Genomic DNA, 18,908 nt, shown 5'->3' with positions numbered 1-18,908 from the left:
ATACCTTTCTAGCACATAAATTTTCGATTGCAATTTCATACTCATTTTTATAAATTAGGTAGATCGGTATACCTATAAAGATGATTGGCATGAGTAATAAATCCGCAAAGGAAAAAATTTTAGATGCAGCAACCACTTTGTTTTATAACGATGGAATTGCCAATACAGGGATCAATGCAATTACTGATCGGGCAGGTGTGGCTAAAATGTCGCTCTACAATAACTTCCCGACCAAATCTGATTTGATTGCTACTTACATCCAAGTCAGACATCAGGAATGGCTCGATTTGTATGCCAAGCGCTTAGCAAATTGCAATTCTGCCTATGAAAAAATTTTGGCAGTGTTTGATGCCTATCAAGACCATGCTGAATATGCCTACGAAAAAGGGTTTAGAGGCTGTGGTTTATTGAATGCAGCGGCAGAATTTCCTGCTGCAAGTCCAGAAAGACTGGCGGTAAAGCAACATAAAGATGAAGTTGAGCAGATTTTGGTAGAGCATTTGAATGCAATATTTCAGGATCATAATAAAGCCCAAGAATTGGCATTGTTCATTTCCTTTGTTTTGGAAGGCTCGATTGCTCGCGCGGGGCTGGAAGGTAATGGCACGAAGGTACATGCCGCGAAACAAATGATAGAGCGCCTGTTACAGCAGGAGTTAAATGCGTGAGCCAGAAATTTGATTTAAGTGCGCATTATGGTTTCATTGCGGTACTGGTTGCTTCAGTATTATGGGGAACCACGGGTACAGCGGCATCCTTTGCACCCAATTTAAGTCCATTGGCCATTGGGGCGCTGGCAATGGGTGGTGGCGGGCTATTACAAGCACTGTTAGCCAGAAAGAAAATTGCGAAGCATTTGAATGATATTCCACGCAACAAAGGCATCTTGTTACTCGGTGCGCTTTCAGTTGCCATTTATCCCTTAGCATTTTATAGCTCCATGCATTTGGCAGGTATTACCATCGGTACAGTCGTGTCTATTGGTACAGCGCCGTTATTTACCGCATTACTGGAGCGTTTCTTGGATCAGAAGCAACTATCTAAGCGTTGGTTTTTAAGTTGTTGCTTCGGTGTTTTAGGCGTGTTGTTACTCTCGCTAGGTGAGTCACATGCGACCAGTCAGCTACAACAGTATTCAACTGATCAGAAAGTTTTAGGTGTCATTCTGGGCTTGGTTGCTGGACTAACCTATTCACTGTATTCATGGGCTGCCAAAAAGACGATTGACCGTGGGGTGGATGCTAAAGCCTCAATTGGTCTGATTTTTGGATTTGGGGCTATGTTATTGTTACCGACTGCGTTGTATACGGGTAGTAATCTTTTTGATGAAGCCATCCATGTCTATGTGGTGGGCTATATGATGCTCATCCCCATGTTTTTGGGCTATTTATTGTTTGGCTATGGACTTAGAACTGTGCCTGCGAGTCGTGCGGTGACTTTAACCTTGTTTGAGCCGTTTATGGCGGCTGTTTTTGCCATGCTGATAGTTGGAGAGCAATTGGATGGATTGGGCTGGTTGGGCATGGGACTTATTTTTGTGTGTTTGATAATTCTGTTTAAAGTTGAAGATCAACCTGAGACTGAGTCTAAAATGCTTTCAAGCATTGAAATTTAAAAAGCGGATCGCAAAAATACTTCGTCAAAATAAATAAAATATGAAAAGGAAAACAGCGAACCGATGTTCGCTGTTTTCAGTTTTCTTGCAAAGGAAACAAGTTTCAAGAGAGGGAATTAGAAGAAACCTGCTGGTTTAGTTGAGTAGCTCACTAACAAGTTTTTGGTTTGTTGGTAGTGATCAAGCATCATTTTGTGGTTCTCACGTCCGATACCTGATTTCTTGTAGCCACCGAATGCCGCATGTGCCGGGTAAATATGATAACAGTTGGTCCAGACACGACCTGCTTCAATGGCACGACCTGCACTGTAAGACGTATGTGCTGAACGAGACCAAACACCAGCACCTAGACCATAAATGGTGTCATTGGCAATTTTGATTGCTTCATCAAAGTCTTTGAACGTTGTTACAGACAAGACTGGTCCAAAAATTTCTTCTTGGAAAATTTTCATGTCGTTGTTGCCTTTGAAGACAGTCGGTTCAATATAGAAACCGCTACCCACTTCTTGACGAGCACCACCGCCCATAAGTACTTCAGCACCTTCGCCACGACCTGTAGCAATACAGCTCAAGATTTTGTCTTGTTGCTCTTGCGAAGCTTGCGCACCAATCATGGTTTCTGTGTCTAATGGGTGACCTGTCTTAATGCGTTTAACACGCTCAATCGCTTTTTCAAGGAATTTGTCTGCAATGCTTTCTTGAACAAGAGCACGTGAAGGGCAAGTACATACTTCACCTTGGTTCAAGGCAAACATGGCAAAACCTTCAAGCGCTTTTTCAAGGTAGTCATCTTCACGATCCATCACATCTTCAAAGAAAATGTTCGGAGATTTACCACCAAGTTCTAGCGTTACAGGAATAATGTTTTCAGTAGCATATTGCATAATCAATTGACCCACTTGCGTAGAGCCTGTGAATGCAATTTTTGCAATACGTGGACTAGTTGCCAGGGGACGACCCACTTCAGCACCAAAACCGTTTACGATGTTCAAGATGCCTTCTGGCAGTAAGTCTTGAATGAGTTCAACTAATACGAGAATGCTGACAGGCGTTTGTTCAGCTGGTTTAAGCACGATACAGTTACCCGCAGCTAATGCTGGAGCAAGTTTCCATGCCGCCATAAGAATTGGGAAGTTCCATGGGATAATTTGACCCACAACACCCAATGGCTCATGGAAATGGTAAGCAATTGTGTCTTCGTCAATCTCAGAAATGCCACCTTCTTGTGCACGGATACAGCCTGCGAAATAACGGAAGTGATCGATTGCGAGTGGGATATCTGCTGCAAGTGTTTCACGGATCGGTTTACCGTTGTCCCAAGTTTCTGCAACTGCGAGTAATTCAAGGTTTTGTTCTAAACGATCTGCAATTTTAAGGAGCAGGTTTGAACGCGTAGTAGGAGAGGATTTGTTCCATTGAGCCTTAGCTTTGTGCGCTGCATCAAGCGCAAGTTCGATATCTTCAACCGTTGAGCGAGGAACTTTAGTGAATACTTTGCCATCGACAGGCGATAGGTTTTCAAAGTATTCTCCTTTAACAGGTGCTACCCATTGGCCACCGATAAAGTTTTCGTATTGAGCTTTAAATTGAACCTTAGAACCAGGTTGATTAGGATCGACGTAACGCATATATAATTTCCTTTGCTTGTTGTTTGTCTAAGCATCTACAGCTTTGGTATAAGGTACATGAGTACATTATTTGTTTAGCATAGCTAGCATAAGGTTGGAGAAAGGTTGGAATGTAGAAGGTTTACAACAGGACGACAAATGCTTACAAAAACAGTTAAGTACAGGACGTCAGATCATTAGTTTTGAGAGAAAGCAATGATGAATAAGCAGGCATTATTAGAAAAAAGACAAAGGATTGATCAGTTCCGCCAAAGTAGTAGTCTTTCGCCTTTACATGCAGAACAATTAGGGCAAAGTATTGCAAGCTCATGGCAACGTTCAGCTTCGGCAGCCATTCCTAAAGACCGTATGGCAGCGCCCATCAATCATCAGCATCGCCGTGGTCAAAACAGTGCATTAGAGCATGCCTTACAGCTCTGCACGGAAGATCTTAAACACATTGCCCAGCAATCCTCTATGGTGGTTGCGGTTGGTGATATCGGCAGTACCATCGTTTGGTCGGCATCGAGTCATCAAATGCAAAGTGCTGCGGAAAGTGTACATTTTGTTGCAGGTGGGCAGTGGCGTGAAGAGTTGGTTGGAACCAACGCGCTGGCATTGTCCTTAAAGACCCAGCAATCGAGCTGCGTGTTCTCCAATGAGCATTATATGACCTCGATTCAGGATTGGGTCTGTTATGCGGCTCCGATTATTGATCCATATTCAAAACAAGTCTTAGGGGTGATTGATCTCTCGACCACGTGGAAAAATCACAACAGTTTGGGCTTATTGGCGGCAGAGCGCTGTTCTTCCATTATTCAAACCGCTTTATTAGAGCATCAGAAACAGCAGTTGTTTATTCGTGCTTTTGCCATTCCGCAAATTTTGTTTAATGGCAAAGTATTGGTGCTGACACCGCGTCAAATCGAAATTCTGGCGATCTTGGCACTCTGCCCGCAAGGTTTGACCTTAGATACCTTGCATCAAGCCTTATATGGTGAGCGTAAAGTCAGTATTGGGACTTTAAAAGCAGAAATGTCGCAGTTGCGTGATATTTTGGGTGGTATGCTCGGTTCACGACCATATCGTTTATTGGTCAATGTGGATGCGGATTTCTTGCAAGCCGAACAGGCATTGGATGCAGGCTATTTGGAAACTGCATTAAAGCTGTATACGGGTGTGTTTCTTGCCAAGACCGAAAGTCCGTTCTTGTGTGCATGGCGAGACTGCTTGGAATCACGCTTAAGTGACGCGATTTTCAAAGCCAACGAAACCGATGTATTGCTCAAGCATGTGGCTCATTTCCCTGAAGCCATCGATGCTGTTGAGCGTTTGATTGAACTGATGCCGAAATCACACCCTGTTCATCAAACGCTACTGAAACTGAAAGACAGAGAGGATCTTTAATCAGATCCCTTTCTCTTTAATCCATGCGAACAGGGCATGATAAACCTGTTCGCGGGTTTTCTTGTTGGATAACACCAGATCATGCAAACCGTTTTCAAAACTTCGAATTCGGACATCACCGTGTATTTTCTCAGCATTTTTCTGAATGTCATCCACGTTTAAAATGACGTCACTGGTTTGTGCTTCAATTCCCCATTTTTTCGGGTTGGTAGTTTGATGGGAATGCATCACCAGCGTCGGTACCGTCACGGTTACACCAGCGTGGATTTCTTTTTGTGCCTCATGAATTGCCCGTATAAAACTCAGTTTCACCATTGAGTATTTCGGTAATTTCCATTCAAGATTAAAGTTCCATTCGCCAGAGTAGTGACAGTGGATGCTCGGCACGTACCATGGGTTGAGACCACTTGGCACGGGAAGATTGGGCAATAGGCGTCCGAGCTTGCTCAGTTGCGGAAGGGCTTTATTTTTCTCAAATTCACTCATGTTGAAATCGTAAAAAGGACTATTCAGCCATAAACCCTTAATCAGCGGATGCTGCGGATAATGCGCAGCGTATAGGGTGCAAATCAGTCCACCTGTAGAATGACCACTCAATAATACCGCTTCATGTCCTTCTGCTTGAATGACCTCTAAGGCTTTGCTGATTTCGGCATCATATTCACGTAAGTCACGAACGTTATACAGTTGTTGATGCCCCAATCGTGAGCGTCCGTATTTACGTAAATCGAGTGCATAAAAGTCGAAACCATGCTGATTGAACTGGTCTGCCATTTCCGTCTGAAAGAAGTAATCAATAAAACCATGGATATATAAAACGGCTTTGGTACTGGTTTGCGCTGCTTTTTTGCGGACTAATGTGGCAATGACCTTACCTTCATAGTCATCAGGAAATTCGAGTACAAGTTGCTGATAATCTGGACCCAATATATCGGCTTGATAGGTGTTTGGAATTTTAAGCGATGTCATTGTTATACTCATCAAGATTTATTATCGGTTTAATCCTTGATGAAGTTAGGGTATTTGTCAAACTGAATTAAAAAATAGGCAAAAAAAATGCAACCCAGTGCCTTCTTCTGTAGAGAATCTAGTGTGCAGTCGCTGGTTAGTCAACAGTGACTGCACTCCATGCCTGATTCAGCCAGAACTGGGTTGCCAAAAGCAAAAAGTAAGAGATTGGAGAGACTTACACCGCTGCTTTAAAATCTACGACTGAGGCACCGCTTTTCAACGCTGCTTTGAAGATGTCGACCACTTGTGCATGAGTCGCTTTACGTGGGTTCGTCAACATGCAGGCATCTTTTTGTGCATTCTCAGACATAATACCGAGGTCTTGTTCCTTCACACCCAACTCAGCAAGGCTAGATGGAATACCAATTGACGCTGATAATTCACGAATCGCATCAATAGCAGCATAAGCAGCTTCAGTGACTGTTAAACCGTTGGTGTTCACACCCATTAACTCTGCAATGCGTGCATAGCGGTCAGGGCATGCAATTAAGTTGAACTCACACACGTGTGGTAGTAAGACTGCGTTACATACGCCGTGTGGAAGGTTGTAGAAACCACCAAGTTGATGTGCCATTGCATGCACATAACCTAAAGATGCATTGTTAAATGCCATACCAGCAAGGTACTGTGCATAGCTCATGGCATCACGTGCTTCTAGGTTTTCACCGTTTGCTACTGCAGGGCTTAACCATTGGCTGATCATGGAAATTGCTTTTTCTGCACAGGCATCTGTGATTGGGTTTGCTGCTGTAGAAACATAAGCCTCAACTGCATGCGTTAATGCATCCATACCTGTTGCAGCAGTTAAGCTTGCAGGTTTAGCAATCATCAGTTTAGGATCATCAATTGCAATGAGTGGAGTACAACGCCAGTCTACAATTGCCATTTTCACGTGAGTGTCTGTATTGGTAATAATACAGAAGCGCGTCATTTCAGAGGCAGTCCCCGCAGTTGTGTTCACTGCAATAAGTGGTGTCATTGGTACAGAGCTTTTGTCGATCCCTTCGTAATCACGAATATGACCACCGCCCGCAGTTACCAGACCAATACCTTTGGCACAGTCATGAGATGAACCACCACCAAGTGATACAATGAAGTCACAGCCTTCATCGTTGTAGGCTTGTACACCATTATGTACGTTAACATCTGTTGGGTTTGGTTCTGCACCTGGGAAGATGTGGCTATCAACACCTGCATCTTTAAGATAGCTTGCGATGGTGTCAGCTACGCCAAATTTGAATAAACCTGCATCGGTGACAATCAGTGCTTTCTTAGCACCTAAATTTTGAGCTTTGGTTCCAATTTCTTTGGCACAGCCTGGTCCAAAAAGTGAAACACATGGAATATAAAAACCGTTGGTTTGATCTGCAATATTTTTAAAAGCCATGGTGCGATTCCTTCTACCATTGTTATGTTCTGAGCGGTGACCCTCACCGTGGTTTGAGTATTGTATGAAGACAAAATTAAGCCTACCTACCAAATACCTACCATAGAATTGAAGCCATACTTTTTTTAAGACTTTTGATGGCAAGATAGCGGTTATAGTTTTTGGTATCTATAAGATAAATAAAAATAAAATGAAGCAAACGGCAAAAGGTGATTTTTTTAAAAATTTGATTAAAATAATGAGTAGCATTATACAAAAGTAGAATGAGGGGCGTGTATGGAACAAGAACGTTTAATACCGCAACATCGTCAAATTGCTCAAATGATGTTGAGTTTTTCTCCTGACCTGACTGCCATGCAACAGCAACAATGGCAGATTTTGGGGAATTTGAATGCGCAAAATATGTTTCGCATCGATCAAGAAAAACATACGATTTTTATTATGAATGAGATGTTTTATCTCAGCTTTAATTTGGTTCAAAACAACAATACGCCACTATTACAGCATGATTTTAACTATCAAGGGCAACATGCCGAATTACTTGAAGATTTCTTTTTGCATGATGTCGGTTTTCTGACCGATCATTTGAATGAACAGCACTCACTTTTTTTAAAAAATAAAGTGCAACAATTACGTGAAATTATTGCAAAGCAAGTTTATCAATGGGTGGGTGGGCCAGCGCGTGTACTGACTTTTTTGAATCAAATGACCTTGGCGCAAGCAGAATTATTAGATCGGCGTTTGATTGCGCTCGGGATGCTGAAATATGCCTGTTTTGTAGAAGCGCTACAAACGGGAGCGGCTTTAGATCCCGCCTTAAAACAACATTTTAGTCAACTTTGTGCCTTGCATATCGTCAATGGAGAAGACTTTTTACCCCTACAAGGGCTGATGGATAGCTATGATGAGCTTTGCCATAGCGCAGCGCAATTTTTACCGAGCGCTTTGTATCGCATTGCGACCTTAACTTTTGAGCAAAAATTTAATTTGGATGAATTGCTGGATCATCAAGCAGATTTTGCTTTGTTACAGCCCTATGCCATACAACAAAGTCATGTTTTGTCCTTTGTTAGGTTGATGAACCGCGAGCTGTGGCATAAAGATGATTTATTGGCCAAGCAAAACTTTTTACAAGCGCATAGTCAGATCTGGCAAAAAAAAGTCGCCCGATTGCCGATATTTGATTACTCGCGTACGGTGAACTGGTTATTTAAGCAAGATGCGATGGTACTGGATTGGTTGAGTAGCCATATTCAACATAGCCATGTGCGTGTCGCGGTGACTGCCTTGAGCTTTGTCGATACCAGTCAAATTCACCCCAGTATCATTTTACTGACCTTGCAGTATTTTCAGCATACTTGTGCGCGTATGTTTATTCAGAGCTGCGATATACACGCCACAGCAGAACAATGGTTTGAGCATCAAAATAATCAAACTGTGGTACTCAAAGGTCAACAACAGACTGCGGAGGATCAACGGATTGCCATCAGTCCTTCCATTTTGTATTTAGATGAATGGATGAATTTGCTGCGTAATGTCTCTAGCAAGAACGAAGCGACAGTCAAGCAGGTGTATAAAAAAATCAGTCGGGTGATGCAGGCGTACATGCTGCACTTGCATCATATAGTGCAAGATCTGCCGCAAGAACTGTTGAGTTATGTCCATCCAAGTACCCATCAGAATCGTGGTTTTTATCGAACCTTGCGCCGTCATCATGTGCCTGTGAATGAGTTTCGTGCCTTGTTCTATTTGCGTTATCAGAATTTAAGGGTATCTGTATTTGATGCCTATGTACGGGATTACTTAATTTATTGTTTTAATGAAAATCGTGATATTGCGAAAAACACCACTTGGTTGGGCTTATTTCATCATGCAGTGGAATGGCATCGACAATTGCATAAAGATGAAATTTTGGCGCGGCTGAAACAGAGTTTTGCGGTCAATACTTGGAATGCCGTTTCTCCAGAGACGATTTTGCAATATTCAGGCTGGACCTTTGAAGAATTGCATCATATTGAACGTATCATTGAAGAGTCGAATATCTTTCACCATTGTCTTGCGGTGAGTTATGCAGAACGGATTATGCAGGGTGAATATGTCGCTTTTCATATGTCTGCTCCACATTACACGCAGTCACTCACTTTGGGGTGTCATATTCAGGCAGGCAAGTTGCTGTTTGATCAATTGGAATATCCGAATAATCAAAAAGCGGAACAGCTCTTGGTCACAATCGCAGAACAATTTATTCAATGGTTCAATGAAAAGTATTCACCTTAATTAAAAATAGATAGGATTTTTGCTTGACCGATACAACTTAAAAGTTTTGAAGTACTATTATTTTTTATGTTTTAAATTTTGCTAGAAATATATAATACATATTTTTGATATTTATCATTTTTTATCAAAGATCAGTCGTAGTAAAATGACGAGATTTTGGGTCTGTGCTTAACTTTTAAGGCAAAAATCGTTAGGCTATAGCCGTTCTTTAATGGTTATAGGTCTTATGAAACAAGAAACTGCACTCAAGCTGCTCAAAGCGGGCGAAAATGTCTTCCTTACAGGTTCGGCTGGTGCAGGAAAAACCTATACCTTAAATCAGTACATCAATTACTTAAAAGCACGTAAAGTGCCTGTTGCCATTACCGCGTCAACAGGTATTGCTGCAACTCATATGAACGGCATGACCATTCATACTTGGGCGGGCATCGGTATTAAAGATAGCCTAAGCGATGATGATCTGAAGCGCATGAAAGAACGCAAATATCTGAAAGAGCATCTGGAAAATGCGCAGGTATTGATCATAGATGAAATTTCAATGTTACATGCCAAGCAGCTGAATTTGGTTAATCAGGTGCTGAAATACTTTAAAGAAAGTGATGATGCTTTTGGTGGTATTCAGGTGATTGTGGCGGGGGATTTTTTCCAGTTACCGCCAGTCGGGAAAAAAGAAGAACAGAATCGGGATAAATTCTGCTTTATGTCAGAGGCATGGGTCGAAGCCAAGTTTCGTGTTTGCTATCTGACTGAACAACATCGTCAGGGCAATGATTATCTGAATGATATTTTGAATGCGATTCGTAGCCAAAGCATTACTCAAGAACATTTACATGCTTTAGAGCAGACCCGTACCCAAGACATCGGTGAAACCTTCACACGTTTGTATACCCATAATATGGATGTTGATTCGATTAATTACCAACATTTAAATGCCATTGAGCAGCAAGGTCATGAATTTATGGCAGTCTGTGATGGTAATGATAAATTAATTGAAACCTTAAAATCGTCGGTACGTGCGCCCGAAGCTTTAACCCTCAAGAAAAATGCCAAAGTCATGTTTGTCAAAAATAACTTTGATATGGGATATATCAATGGCAGCTTGGGTGAAGTCATTGGTTTTGAAGAAGATGATGATCATGGCATTCTGCCAAAAGTGAAACTCACTGATGGTTCGGTGTTGTTGGTTGAGCCTGAAACTTGGTCTGTCGATAATGAAGCGGGTAAGAGTATTGCCAGTTTACAGCAGATTCCATTACGTTTGGCATGGGCAATCACCATTCATAAATCACAAGGCATGACCTTGGCTGCGGCAGAAATCAACTTAAGCCACACCTTTGAAAAAGGGCAAGGTTATGTGGCTTTGTCACGGTTAAAATCCTTACAGGGTTTAAAGCTGCTAGGTTTTAATATGCAAGCTTTGGAACTGGATAGTTTGGCCATTAAGGCCGATCGACGTTTTCAAGAGTTGTCACAAGAAGCCGAGCACAATTTTGAAGATCAAGATTTAACAGTTCAACACAAAGCCTTTATTCGTCATTGTGGTGGAACGTTAAATGAAGTTGAAATTGAACGCAATGAAAAGAAAATTGCGCGTAATGCAGGCAAGCAAAACTATGCCTCTGCGACCCTAGATGAAACCCGTGAACTCTTTGAGTCAGGCTATGAGATTGAAGATATTGCAACTGAACGAGGTTTAACACCCGCTACGATCATTAATCATCTTGGGCGTTTGCATAAAGAGCAAGGTTTGGATATTTCAGTCGCTCATCCTGGGGATGAAGTGGTCGAAGAAGTGCGTAAAATTTATAAACGTTTGCAAAAGCGTCAAAATTCAGATCATTTTGCAGATGATGGCGCCATAAAACTGCGTCCAATTGTGGAAGCCACCAACCCAAGAATGGGATATGATCAAGTGCGTTTAGCATTGCTTTACATCGAATAAAACTGTTGTAAAAGAGAAGCGTAGGCAAGTGCAATTCTTGCTTACTTTCTTAAAAACTTGCGCTACACTGCGATTTATCGGATAAGAATAAATTAGAAAAGCAATGAAATTTACGGCATGGTATACACTGCGCAAGTTTGTCTACAATAATTTGCACAATGAAGATTATGAATCTCGATTTAGTCGTGGGTTGAATATTTTTCTGATCGCATTGATTATGAGTAATGCGGCAGCAGTCTTAATTGAATCCATTCAAAAATACTATGTGCAGTACCACGATTTTTTTTACTATTTTGAGCTGTTCTCAATCTTTGTATTTTCCTTAGAGTACATATTGCGCTTTTGGTCAATTGCGGAAGCGGATAGCTTTGAATCACCGTGGACAAACCGCCTGAAGTGGGTGACCAGTGGTGGTGCGATTATTGATTTGCTTGCGATTTTACCTGCGTATCTGAATTTCTTTGTCCATTTCGACCTGCGTTTCCTCAGAATTGTACGATTACTCCGATTATTAAAACTGACCCGTTATTTTGTCTCGCTGCAAATTCTGTTGCGTGTGATTGAGCGTGAAAAAGGCTCGTTCCAAGCCGTGATTTTTATCTTGGTGATTATGATCATCATGGCTGCGGCAGGTGTATATCTGATTGAAAGTCGGGTACAACCTGAGGTCTTTAGTTCTATTCCTGCCTCCATGTGGTGGGCAGTGGTGACGCTGACCACGGTCGGTTATGGAGATGTGACGCCTGTAACCCCATTGGGACGTTTCCTTGGCGCCTTAATTACTATTTTGGGCGTGGGATTGGCTGCTTTACCTGCGGGTATTTTGGCAAATGGTTTGGCGAATGAACTTGAATTACGTAAGCAAGAGCTTGAACTCAGATTTCGCGAATTGATTCAAAATAGCGAGATCGATTTTGTTTTAGAAAAAGAGAAGATTGAGGAAATCCGTAAAGAAGTTGGGCTGACCAATGAACAAACCCAAGATATTATTCTGCAATTGATTCGAGAGCAAAAGGAAGAATCGCTGAAACAGGAACGGGATCAATATGCCTATTGCCCACATTGCGGTAAAAAGTTACCTGAATAAAGATTTAAAAGCATGAAGCAAAAGCCCTGAGCATTATTGTATTCTCAGGGCTTTTATTTGAAATGGATTAAAAATACTTAACTTGTTTCCTGACAGGTTTGAGTATCCTGTTGCTGATTCTTTTCATGCTGAAAGGCGACTAAAAGAATGATTAATCCACCAAGACTTAAGATCACACCTACCCAAATTGGCGCTAACCAGCCCATGCCATGACTGATCAACCATCCACCCAGAAAAGCACCAAGTGCATTGGCAATATTAAAAGCAGAATGATTTAGCGAAGCCGCCAAACTTTGCGCATCGCCAGCGACATCCATCAGGCGAGTTTGCAGTAATGGCCCTAAACCAGCAATACTAAAACTGACCAAGAATAATGCAGAAAAAGCGGTGTATAGATTCCCAATAAAAAATGCACAAATCACATAAGAACAGGCATTGGACAGCAAGACCCAAATAATGGCTTTATTTAGATTTTTATCGGCAAAATGTCCTGCAACCAAGCCCCCAATGACCAATCCAAGACCAATACTGGCAAGCGCAAAAGGCACAACCTGAATGCTGGCATGGGTGTATTCGGTCAGGATTGGGGAAACATAACTATAGACTGAAAACAGTCCACCGAAACCTATGGCTCCCACTGCAAGAGTAAGCCACATTTGGGTGTTCTTTAAGCCACGTAATTCATTTTGAATACTGGCCGTTTGCTTTTGCTGTATTTGCGGTACAAAAAAGAAAATTGCGATAACGGTTAAAAATGCGATAGATGCAGAGAATTCAAAGCCCGCACGCCAGCCATAGTTTTGTCCTAGCCATGTTGCAAAAGGCACGCCTATCACGGTTGCGACATTTAAACCCATCATTAATTTTGCCACAGCAGAAGCACGCTTTTGTTTCCCTGCAAATTCAGCAACCACTAAGGCGGCAATACCGAAATAGGCGCCGTGTGGTAATCCTGCAATAAAGCGTGAAATCAACATACTCTCATAAGTATGGGCGAGAGCTGTTACACCGTTGGCTATGCCATAAAAAAGCATCAGCCCAATCAGCAGCGTTTTACGCGGTACTTTCGCTGCAAGGATGGCAATAATCGGTGCGCCAATAGTGACACCTAATGCGTAGGCACTAATGAAATGCCCAGCCACAGGAATACTGACATGAAGATTATGAGAAATTTCCTGAATCAGTCCCATAGCGACAAATTCAGTCGTACCAATACAAAAGCCTCCTACCGCGAGGGCTAAAATCACCCAAAATAAGGAATAAGTAGGCTTTGCATCGATAGAATCATTGGAATTCATAGATGTCATTGTAATAGAGATAAGTTGGTGTGGGAGAGCTAGTTATTATAAGTGAAAGATCTAAAATTAAGCAGAGCAAATCACTCTGGATTGGACTTTTTTGTAAATTAATATGGGAATGATCACATAATTTATGACTTGTGAATATGGAGGAAATTCATACTCAATGTGAATTATTCACCAGATCGGGAGGGTGAAGCTAGTGTAATGGTCAACTAACTTCACAGTCAGTTGCTGCTAAAGCGGTGATGCAGTCATCATACCCATGCCAGCAATCCATTCCTGAATCGGTTCATAATATTGAATTTCTGCATCATATTCGCCAAAAGCAGAAAGTGCAGCAAAAGCAGCCATCCATGCACGAATTTCCTGACCGCCACGTCCTCCGTCACGACGTATTTCTTCACTGCTCATTGCAGCTAAATAATCAAAATCTGCATGTTTAAAGCGCTGGAGTAAATCTTTGTCCCATTCAGGATTTAAGGGTAATGCTGCACTCATATCGCCATTGGCAAGACGTTGACCAACCGCAATCACTTTAGACTGACGGATATTTCGCGCTTCAACCGTAGGATTACGTCCTGCAATCAAGAATTCCTGCACTTCGGCTGGTGCAGTTTGAATTTGCGGGGTTGGAGGATCATGTGATAATCCACCAGAACCGATAATCAGAATACGTTCATCCAAGGTTTTGAGATATTCACCAATGACTTTCCCCATTTGAATGACGCGTTTAGTGCGCGGCATTGGGCTGGCAGCGCCATTAATAAAAATTGGGATCACAGGGTAACGGTCCAATTGACCATCGCAAAATAAATCGAGCGGTTGGGTAATTCCGTGGTCGGCTTGCATACGGTAGGAGTAGGAAAGATCAATATCATGCTCTAAGCAATATTCAATCAGTCCAAGTGCTTTTTCTTCAGGCACATTCAGTGGTGCAGGTCCATAGTTCCAGTCACCAGCAGCAGTTGCGCGGACACCCACACAAAAGCTTGGCATCAAGTCATAAAAAAAACCATTAAAGTGGTCAGGACCAAAGGAAATAATCAGAGTCGGGTCATACGCTTTGACTTGCTGCGCAAGTTGGGCAAACGCTGCGCGGGCAGAAGCTTCAATTTCTGGTGGTGGGGAGGCAAAATCCAAAAGCGGGGTGTGTGAAACACAAATTAATTTAACGGGCATGTTTACACTCAAAGTCCAGTTTGATGATCTGAGCATAAAATGAAGTCATTCTAAGAATACAATATTTATCTGCAATGGAATGATAGTTGAAAGATTATGGTGAATTATAAGTAAATTACTATGCATTATTTAATTGAATAAAATTAGTGGCTTATCGTTTTTCGTAAACTTTGAAATTTTACTGGGAAGAAATTTCCGCTGATCAAGTGAATATATTATTCAGCAAACTCGACCAAAGTTCGAAATGGTTATTGGCTAAATATATGTTTGGATGAAGCCTTTAAATGCTCAGAATGAATGTTTCACATACTTGATATGACATTTCACTAATTCTATCAGTGTTTTTTTGTTTCGATCTAGTGATGTGTTTTGACCACCATTTGGGTCGAATGATAAACATATAGCAATAAGAGTCTATAATTTTTCTCGCTTTGTATAAATTCTTAGTCATTGATCCTGAAAAGATACTAATGATCAGTATTTAAGATGACTACTCAGATGAATGCTCTTCAGCTCAATGAGGATTTAAATCAATCATCAGTGAAAAAAATCAGAAGCTTATTAGATCAGAGAAGAGAATTTTTTGCTTCTGCCATGAATTAGAGTTCAACTTCAGTAGAAGTCGATGGAATATTTAAACGGTATATTTCAAAGCTAATCTTTTGATTGTTGAATTATATTCACTTAAATAGAAAAGACTGAAATAAAACTAAAAATGAAACTCACTAATGAATTTAATGATAGAATGAGTAGGTTTCATTTTGTGGGTTGAAGTCAATTCACATAAATCATCTTTGATATTGCCCGTACAGATTTAATGATATTGAGATTTTCTCCAGATCTCGGGTTAAGTGCTTAGTCGCTTGAAAACCTCAAATTCTGATGGGCTATAAGGTTTGACCTTTGCGGACTCATAATAAATATGCTTGAAATTAGACACTTAAAAACATTACTTGCGCTACGTGAACATGGCTCTTTAGTTGCTGCTGCCAATGACCTCTGTTTAACCCCTTCAGCGATTTCACATCAGTTGAAAGAATTAGATCATTGGTATGGGGTAGAGGTGGTAAATCGCCGTAGCCGTCCTGTGACATTTTCGAATGTGGGGCAGCGCTTACTCAAACTCGCGGATGATGTATTGCCACAAATTCAAATTGCGCAAACAGATATCACACGCATTGTGCATGGGCAGACAGGAAGAATTATTTTTTCTTCTGAATGCCACAGTTGCTTTGATTGGTTGATGCCGCTTTTAAATCAATATCGTCAGCAGTATCCAGATGTCGATTTAGACTTTGCTTCTGGCTTCGAGTCTAATCCGCATGAATTATTGCAAAATGCTGAGTTTGATTTACTAATTACCGCAGATCCAATTGCTTTAAAGGGCATTGATTACTTTCCAATTTTTGAATATGAATCCCGTTTAGTGCTGTCAAATACACATCCTTTGGTGCGTGCCGAGCGTATTACCGTACAAGAATTGGCCGAAGAAACCTTAATTACCTATCCAGTTGATAAACACCGTTTAGATATTATGTCGAAGTTGTTTATTCCTGCGAATATTCAACCTAAGCAAATCCGAACAACGGATTTAACCCAAATGTTAATTCAGTTAGTGGCAAGTGGTCGTGGTATTGCTGCTTTACCAGACTGGGTGGTGAATGAATATGAACAAAAGGGCTGGGTCACTTCACGCCGTTTAGATTGTGTGTCTGAAAAAGGCTTACGTCGTACTTTATATGCGGGTTATCGGACTGAAGAAAAAGAGAAGAACTATTTTGAAGGTTTCCTCAAACAATTGGAAAAGTTCTCGCAAAAACGTCATCAATATTATTTGTCATAAGATTGTTTAAGCGTAAAATCGTGATGATGTGGTTCATTTGCTGCATCATCACAATTCGTTTCTGTAACTTGAACTAAGATTGTCCAATAAATAAAGAAAGAACGCCCGCAGCAATCAGTGGGCCGACAGGCACACCGCGTAAGAGTGCAACGCCAGCAACCGTTCCAATTAATAATCCAGCCACGACATTTGGTTGATGCGTCATTAATTTGACGCCACGGCCACCTAGCCAAGCCACAAACAAGCCGATAGCAATCGCCAATAATGATTTCCAGCTTAAAAAAGATTTAAGGATGGCTTCCCCTGGAATCTTGCCACTGGCAATCGGAGTGAGTACTCCGATGGTTAAAATCACGATACCCACATTTAAGCCGTGTTGCTGTAAGAGTGGGAAAAACTCACTTAAAGGGGTAATTTTAAAAACGATCAATACCCCAGCCGCAATGGTAACAGCAGTGTTATGGCTGAAAATACCGCAGGCCAATAAAACCAGCAGGGCAATCAGATTTAGATCTAGATTAGACATAAGATATAGGGAGAATGTGTGAAAATGCAACTATTGTAGCGATTTTTGACGCATAACAGCGAGAAAATCAGCGTGTAATTGGAAAATTGTTTAAAATGCAGCAGTCTGATGATGGGTCACTAATTATGTTCTTGGAAAAAATATTGCAGTCTCAAGGTTTTGGTTCGCGTAAGCATTGCCAGCAATTAATTAAATCAGGCGCTGTCAGTATAGACCAAGACATCATGAAAAATCCAAAGCAGAAATTAAACTTAGAAAATTTGGTTTTTGAAGTGTATGGGCAAAGTTATCAATATCGGGAAAACATCTACATTGCTTTAAATAAGCCTGCTGGATATGAGTGCTCCCATCAGGCAACTCATCATTTTAGTGTGTTTGATTTATTTGATGATGTGCTCTTGAATCGTGGCTTACAATGTGTAGGTCGCTTAGATCAAGACACTACGGGCTTATTAATGCTTACCGATGATGGTCAATTTTTACAGGCTTTGACCCATCCCAAAAAGCACGTGGCTAAAGTCTATCGTATGCAAACCGCCGACCCTATTTCTCCTGAGCAGATTCAGCAACTTGAAACTGGTGTTGAATTACGTAATGAACAGGGCATATTTGCAGCAACGGATGTTCAACAGTTAGCAGAATGCGAATTGCAAATGACAATTCATCAAGGTGTTTACCATCAGGTGAAAAGAATGCTGGCTGCGGTGGGCAATAAAGTTGAGCAATTGCATCGCGTGCAAATTGGGGCTTTACAATGTCCAGACTTAAAAGAAGGTGAATGGATTTATTTAACGCCTGAGCAAATTGAACTGGCGCGCACCCGAGAATCTATTTAAGAAAGCAGTGGTACGTCCTAAATTCGCTATCTGGAATAAAGCCCATCATTTCATAAAGTCGATGTGATTCATGATTAGTCTTTTGCGTTTCAAGACTAATCCGCAGTGCATTTTCATGTCGAGCAAATAAAATTGCGGTATCGATCAGTTGCTTCGCAGAGCCTTGTCGGCGAAATTGCGGAGTGACATAGACATCATCTAAAATATAATAGGTCGAACAAGCGACAGAAGAAAAACCCAAATAAAGTAAAATAAAACCTGTCAATACATCGTCTTTGACATGAACAAAAATGACACTTTCTTGATTTTCAAAGCGTTGTTTTAAGAATTGTTGGGATAAATTTAAATTAGAAGAAGCACCATAAAACTGACGGTATTCATCAAATAAAACAGCAAGTTGATTCAGATCCTCAAGAGAGGCTTTTCTTACAATCATCAATTGCTCCATGCATTTGTATTGTCCTTGCATGAAGCATACCTAAGTTTTTAAATGAAAAAATTTAAATTATGTATAAAAATGCAACAGGACTAATTTTTGTCGCTTTCACCCAAAATAGCATTCAATTCTTCAAATAAATCTAGATGATCATCATCCATAAGAAACTCATCATTGTGCTGAGTGCTAGTCGCAGTGTCATCACTTTCTAGCGTAGCTGTCGCGGTTTTCTGCTCTTGTTTCAGACGTCTCAATTTAATCAATTGCTCTAAATTGATATTCTGATTTTCGATAGAGAAGGGGATGGACTTTGTTAGTACAACTTGTTTAAAAAAGAGGCGTACCGCTTGGGCTGGTGTAATTCCCAATTGCTTAAAGACAGCAAAAGCCTGTTTCTTTTCCTGTGAATCGAGACGAATTTGATAAACTTCGGTTTTTCTCATGATTTTTATAA

Annotated in this window: 16 protein-coding genes; 8 read left to right on the top strand and 8 right to left on the bottom strand. The window is 41.1% G+C overall.

The window, feature by feature from the left end; all coding sequences use genetic code 11:
* Positions 1-89: 89 nt before the first annotated feature.
* Together GWK51_RS13495 and GWK51_RS13490 are read left to right on the top strand one after the other, a co-directional pair.
* On the top strand, positions 90-668 hold the full coding sequence (locus GWK51_RS13495) for a TetR/AcrR family transcriptional regulator (RefSeq protein ID WP_161934100.1): 579 nt from the start codon (positions 90-92) through the stop codon (positions 666-668).
* Complete coding sequence (locus GWK51_RS13490) at positions 665-1,615, top strand: DMT family transporter (RefSeq protein WP_161934099.1); 951 nt, start codon at positions 665-667, stop codon at positions 1,613-1,615. Before GWK51_RS13495 ends, GWK51_RS13490 begins: the two co-directional genes overlap by 4 nt.
* Before the next feature lie 116 nt (positions 1,616-1,731).
* Here the strand turns inward: GWK51_RS13490 and exaC are convergent, their stop codons facing one another.
* On the bottom strand, positions 1,732-3,243 hold the full coding sequence (gene exaC / locus GWK51_RS13485) for an acetaldehyde dehydrogenase ExaC (protein ID WP_161934098.1): 1,512 nt from the start codon (positions 3,241-3,243) through the stop codon (positions 1,732-1,734).
* 195 nt (positions 3,244-3,438) lie between these two features.
* Between exaC and GWK51_RS13480 the strand changes: the two genes are divergently transcribed.
* A complete protein-coding gene (locus GWK51_RS13480) occupies positions 3,439-4,629 on the top strand; it encodes a transcriptional regulator (RefSeq protein WP_161934097.1) in 1,191 nt (396 codons plus the stop codon).
* Here GWK51_RS13480 and GWK51_RS13475 read toward each other — a convergent pair whose 3' ends face one another.
* Positions 4,630-5,598 carry an alpha/beta hydrolase gene (locus tag GWK51_RS13475; protein ID WP_161934096.1) on the bottom strand — a complete coding sequence of 323 codons (969 nt, stop codon included), beginning with the start codon at positions 5,596-5,598 and terminating at the stop codon, positions 4,630-4,632.
* A gap of 217 nt (positions 5,599-5,815) precedes the next feature.
* Entirely contained in the window at positions 5,816-7,027 is a 1,212-nt protein-coding gene (gene mdh, locus GWK51_RS13470) for an iron-dependent methanol dehydrogenase (protein WP_100242390.1), read from the bottom strand.
* Between the two features lie 276 nt (positions 7,028-7,303).
* Between mdh and GWK51_RS13465 the strand changes: the two genes are divergently transcribed.
* The 3 genes from GWK51_RS13465 (at position 7,304) to GWK51_RS13455 (ending at position 12,333) form a co-directional block, all read left to right on the top strand.
* Entirely contained in the window at positions 7,304-9,304 is a 2,001-nt protein-coding gene (locus GWK51_RS13465) for a PcfJ domain-containing protein (protein ID WP_161934095.1), read from the top strand.
* Positions 9,305-9,530: 226 nt separating this feature from the next.
* On the top strand, positions 9,531-11,246 hold the full coding sequence (locus GWK51_RS13460) for an AAA family ATPase (protein ID WP_142768948.1): 1,716 nt from the start codon (positions 9,531-9,533) through the stop codon (positions 11,244-11,246).
* A gap of 103 nt (positions 11,247-11,349) precedes the next feature.
* Positions 11,350-12,333 carry an ion transporter gene (locus GWK51_RS13455; RefSeq protein WP_161934094.1) on the top strand — a complete coding sequence of 328 codons (984 nt, stop codon included), beginning with the start codon at positions 11,350-11,352 and terminating at the stop codon, positions 12,331-12,333.
* Between the two features lie 77 nt (positions 12,334-12,410).
* Here GWK51_RS13455 and GWK51_RS13450 read toward each other — a convergent pair whose 3' ends face one another.
* Positions 12,411-13,631, bottom strand: a complete 1,221-nt coding sequence (locus GWK51_RS13450; RefSeq protein WP_161934093.1) for an MFS transporter — start codon at positions 13,629-13,631, stop codon at positions 12,411-12,413.
* A gap of 237 nt (positions 13,632-13,868) precedes the next feature.
* The gene (locus tag GWK51_RS13445) at positions 13,869-14,813 is read right to left on the bottom strand and encodes a 3-carboxyethylcatechol 2,3-dioxygenase (RefSeq protein ID WP_161934092.1); all 945 of its coding nucleotides are present in this window, start codon (positions 14,811-14,813) and stop codon (positions 13,869-13,871) included.
* Between the two features lie 922 nt (positions 14,814-15,735).
* Between GWK51_RS13445 and GWK51_RS13440 the strand changes: the two genes are divergently transcribed.
* A complete protein-coding gene (locus GWK51_RS13440; RefSeq protein ID WP_100242396.1) occupies positions 15,736-16,656 on the top strand; it encodes a LysR family transcriptional regulator in 921 nt (306 codons plus the stop codon).
* A 73-nt stretch (positions 16,657-16,729) separates the two neighbouring features.
* Here the strand turns inward: GWK51_RS13440 and GWK51_RS13435 are convergent, their stop codons facing one another.
* Positions 16,730-17,182, bottom strand: a complete 453-nt coding sequence (locus GWK51_RS13435; protein ID WP_100242397.1) for a DUF441 domain-containing protein — start codon at positions 17,180-17,182, stop codon at positions 16,730-16,732.
* A 125-nt stretch (positions 17,183-17,307) separates the two neighbouring features.
* Between GWK51_RS13435 and GWK51_RS13430 the strand changes: the two genes are divergently transcribed.
* On the top strand, positions 17,308-18,018 hold the full coding sequence (locus GWK51_RS13430) for a pseudouridine synthase (protein WP_161934141.1): 711 nt from the start codon (positions 17,308-17,310) through the stop codon (positions 18,016-18,018).
* Here GWK51_RS13430 and GWK51_RS13425 read toward each other — a convergent pair.
* Positions 18,011-18,454: a GNAT family N-acetyltransferase gene (locus GWK51_RS13425; RefSeq protein ID WP_161934091.1), complete on the bottom strand. Its 444-nt coding sequence runs from the start codon at positions 18,452-18,454 to the stop codon at positions 18,011-18,013. The two genes, GWK51_RS13430 and GWK51_RS13425, sit on opposite strands and share 8 nt — an antisense overlap.
* Positions 18,455-18,546: 92 nt before the next feature.
* The gene (locus GWK51_RS13420) at positions 18,547-18,897 is read right to left on the bottom strand and encodes a type II toxin-antitoxin system RelB/DinJ family antitoxin (RefSeq protein ID WP_161934140.1); all 351 of its coding nucleotides are present in this window, start codon (positions 18,895-18,897) and stop codon (positions 18,547-18,549) included.
* Between the last annotated feature and the right edge of the window lie 11 nt (positions 18,898-18,908).

Source organism: Acinetobacter kanungonis, assembly GCF_009939195.1.
Classification (GTDB): Bacteria; Pseudomonadota; Gammaproteobacteria; order Pseudomonadales; family Moraxellaceae; genus Acinetobacter; species Acinetobacter kanungonis.
The sequence above is the reverse complement of the archived record's forward strand: the minus strand, read 5'-3'. Positions and strand labels throughout refer to the sequence as shown.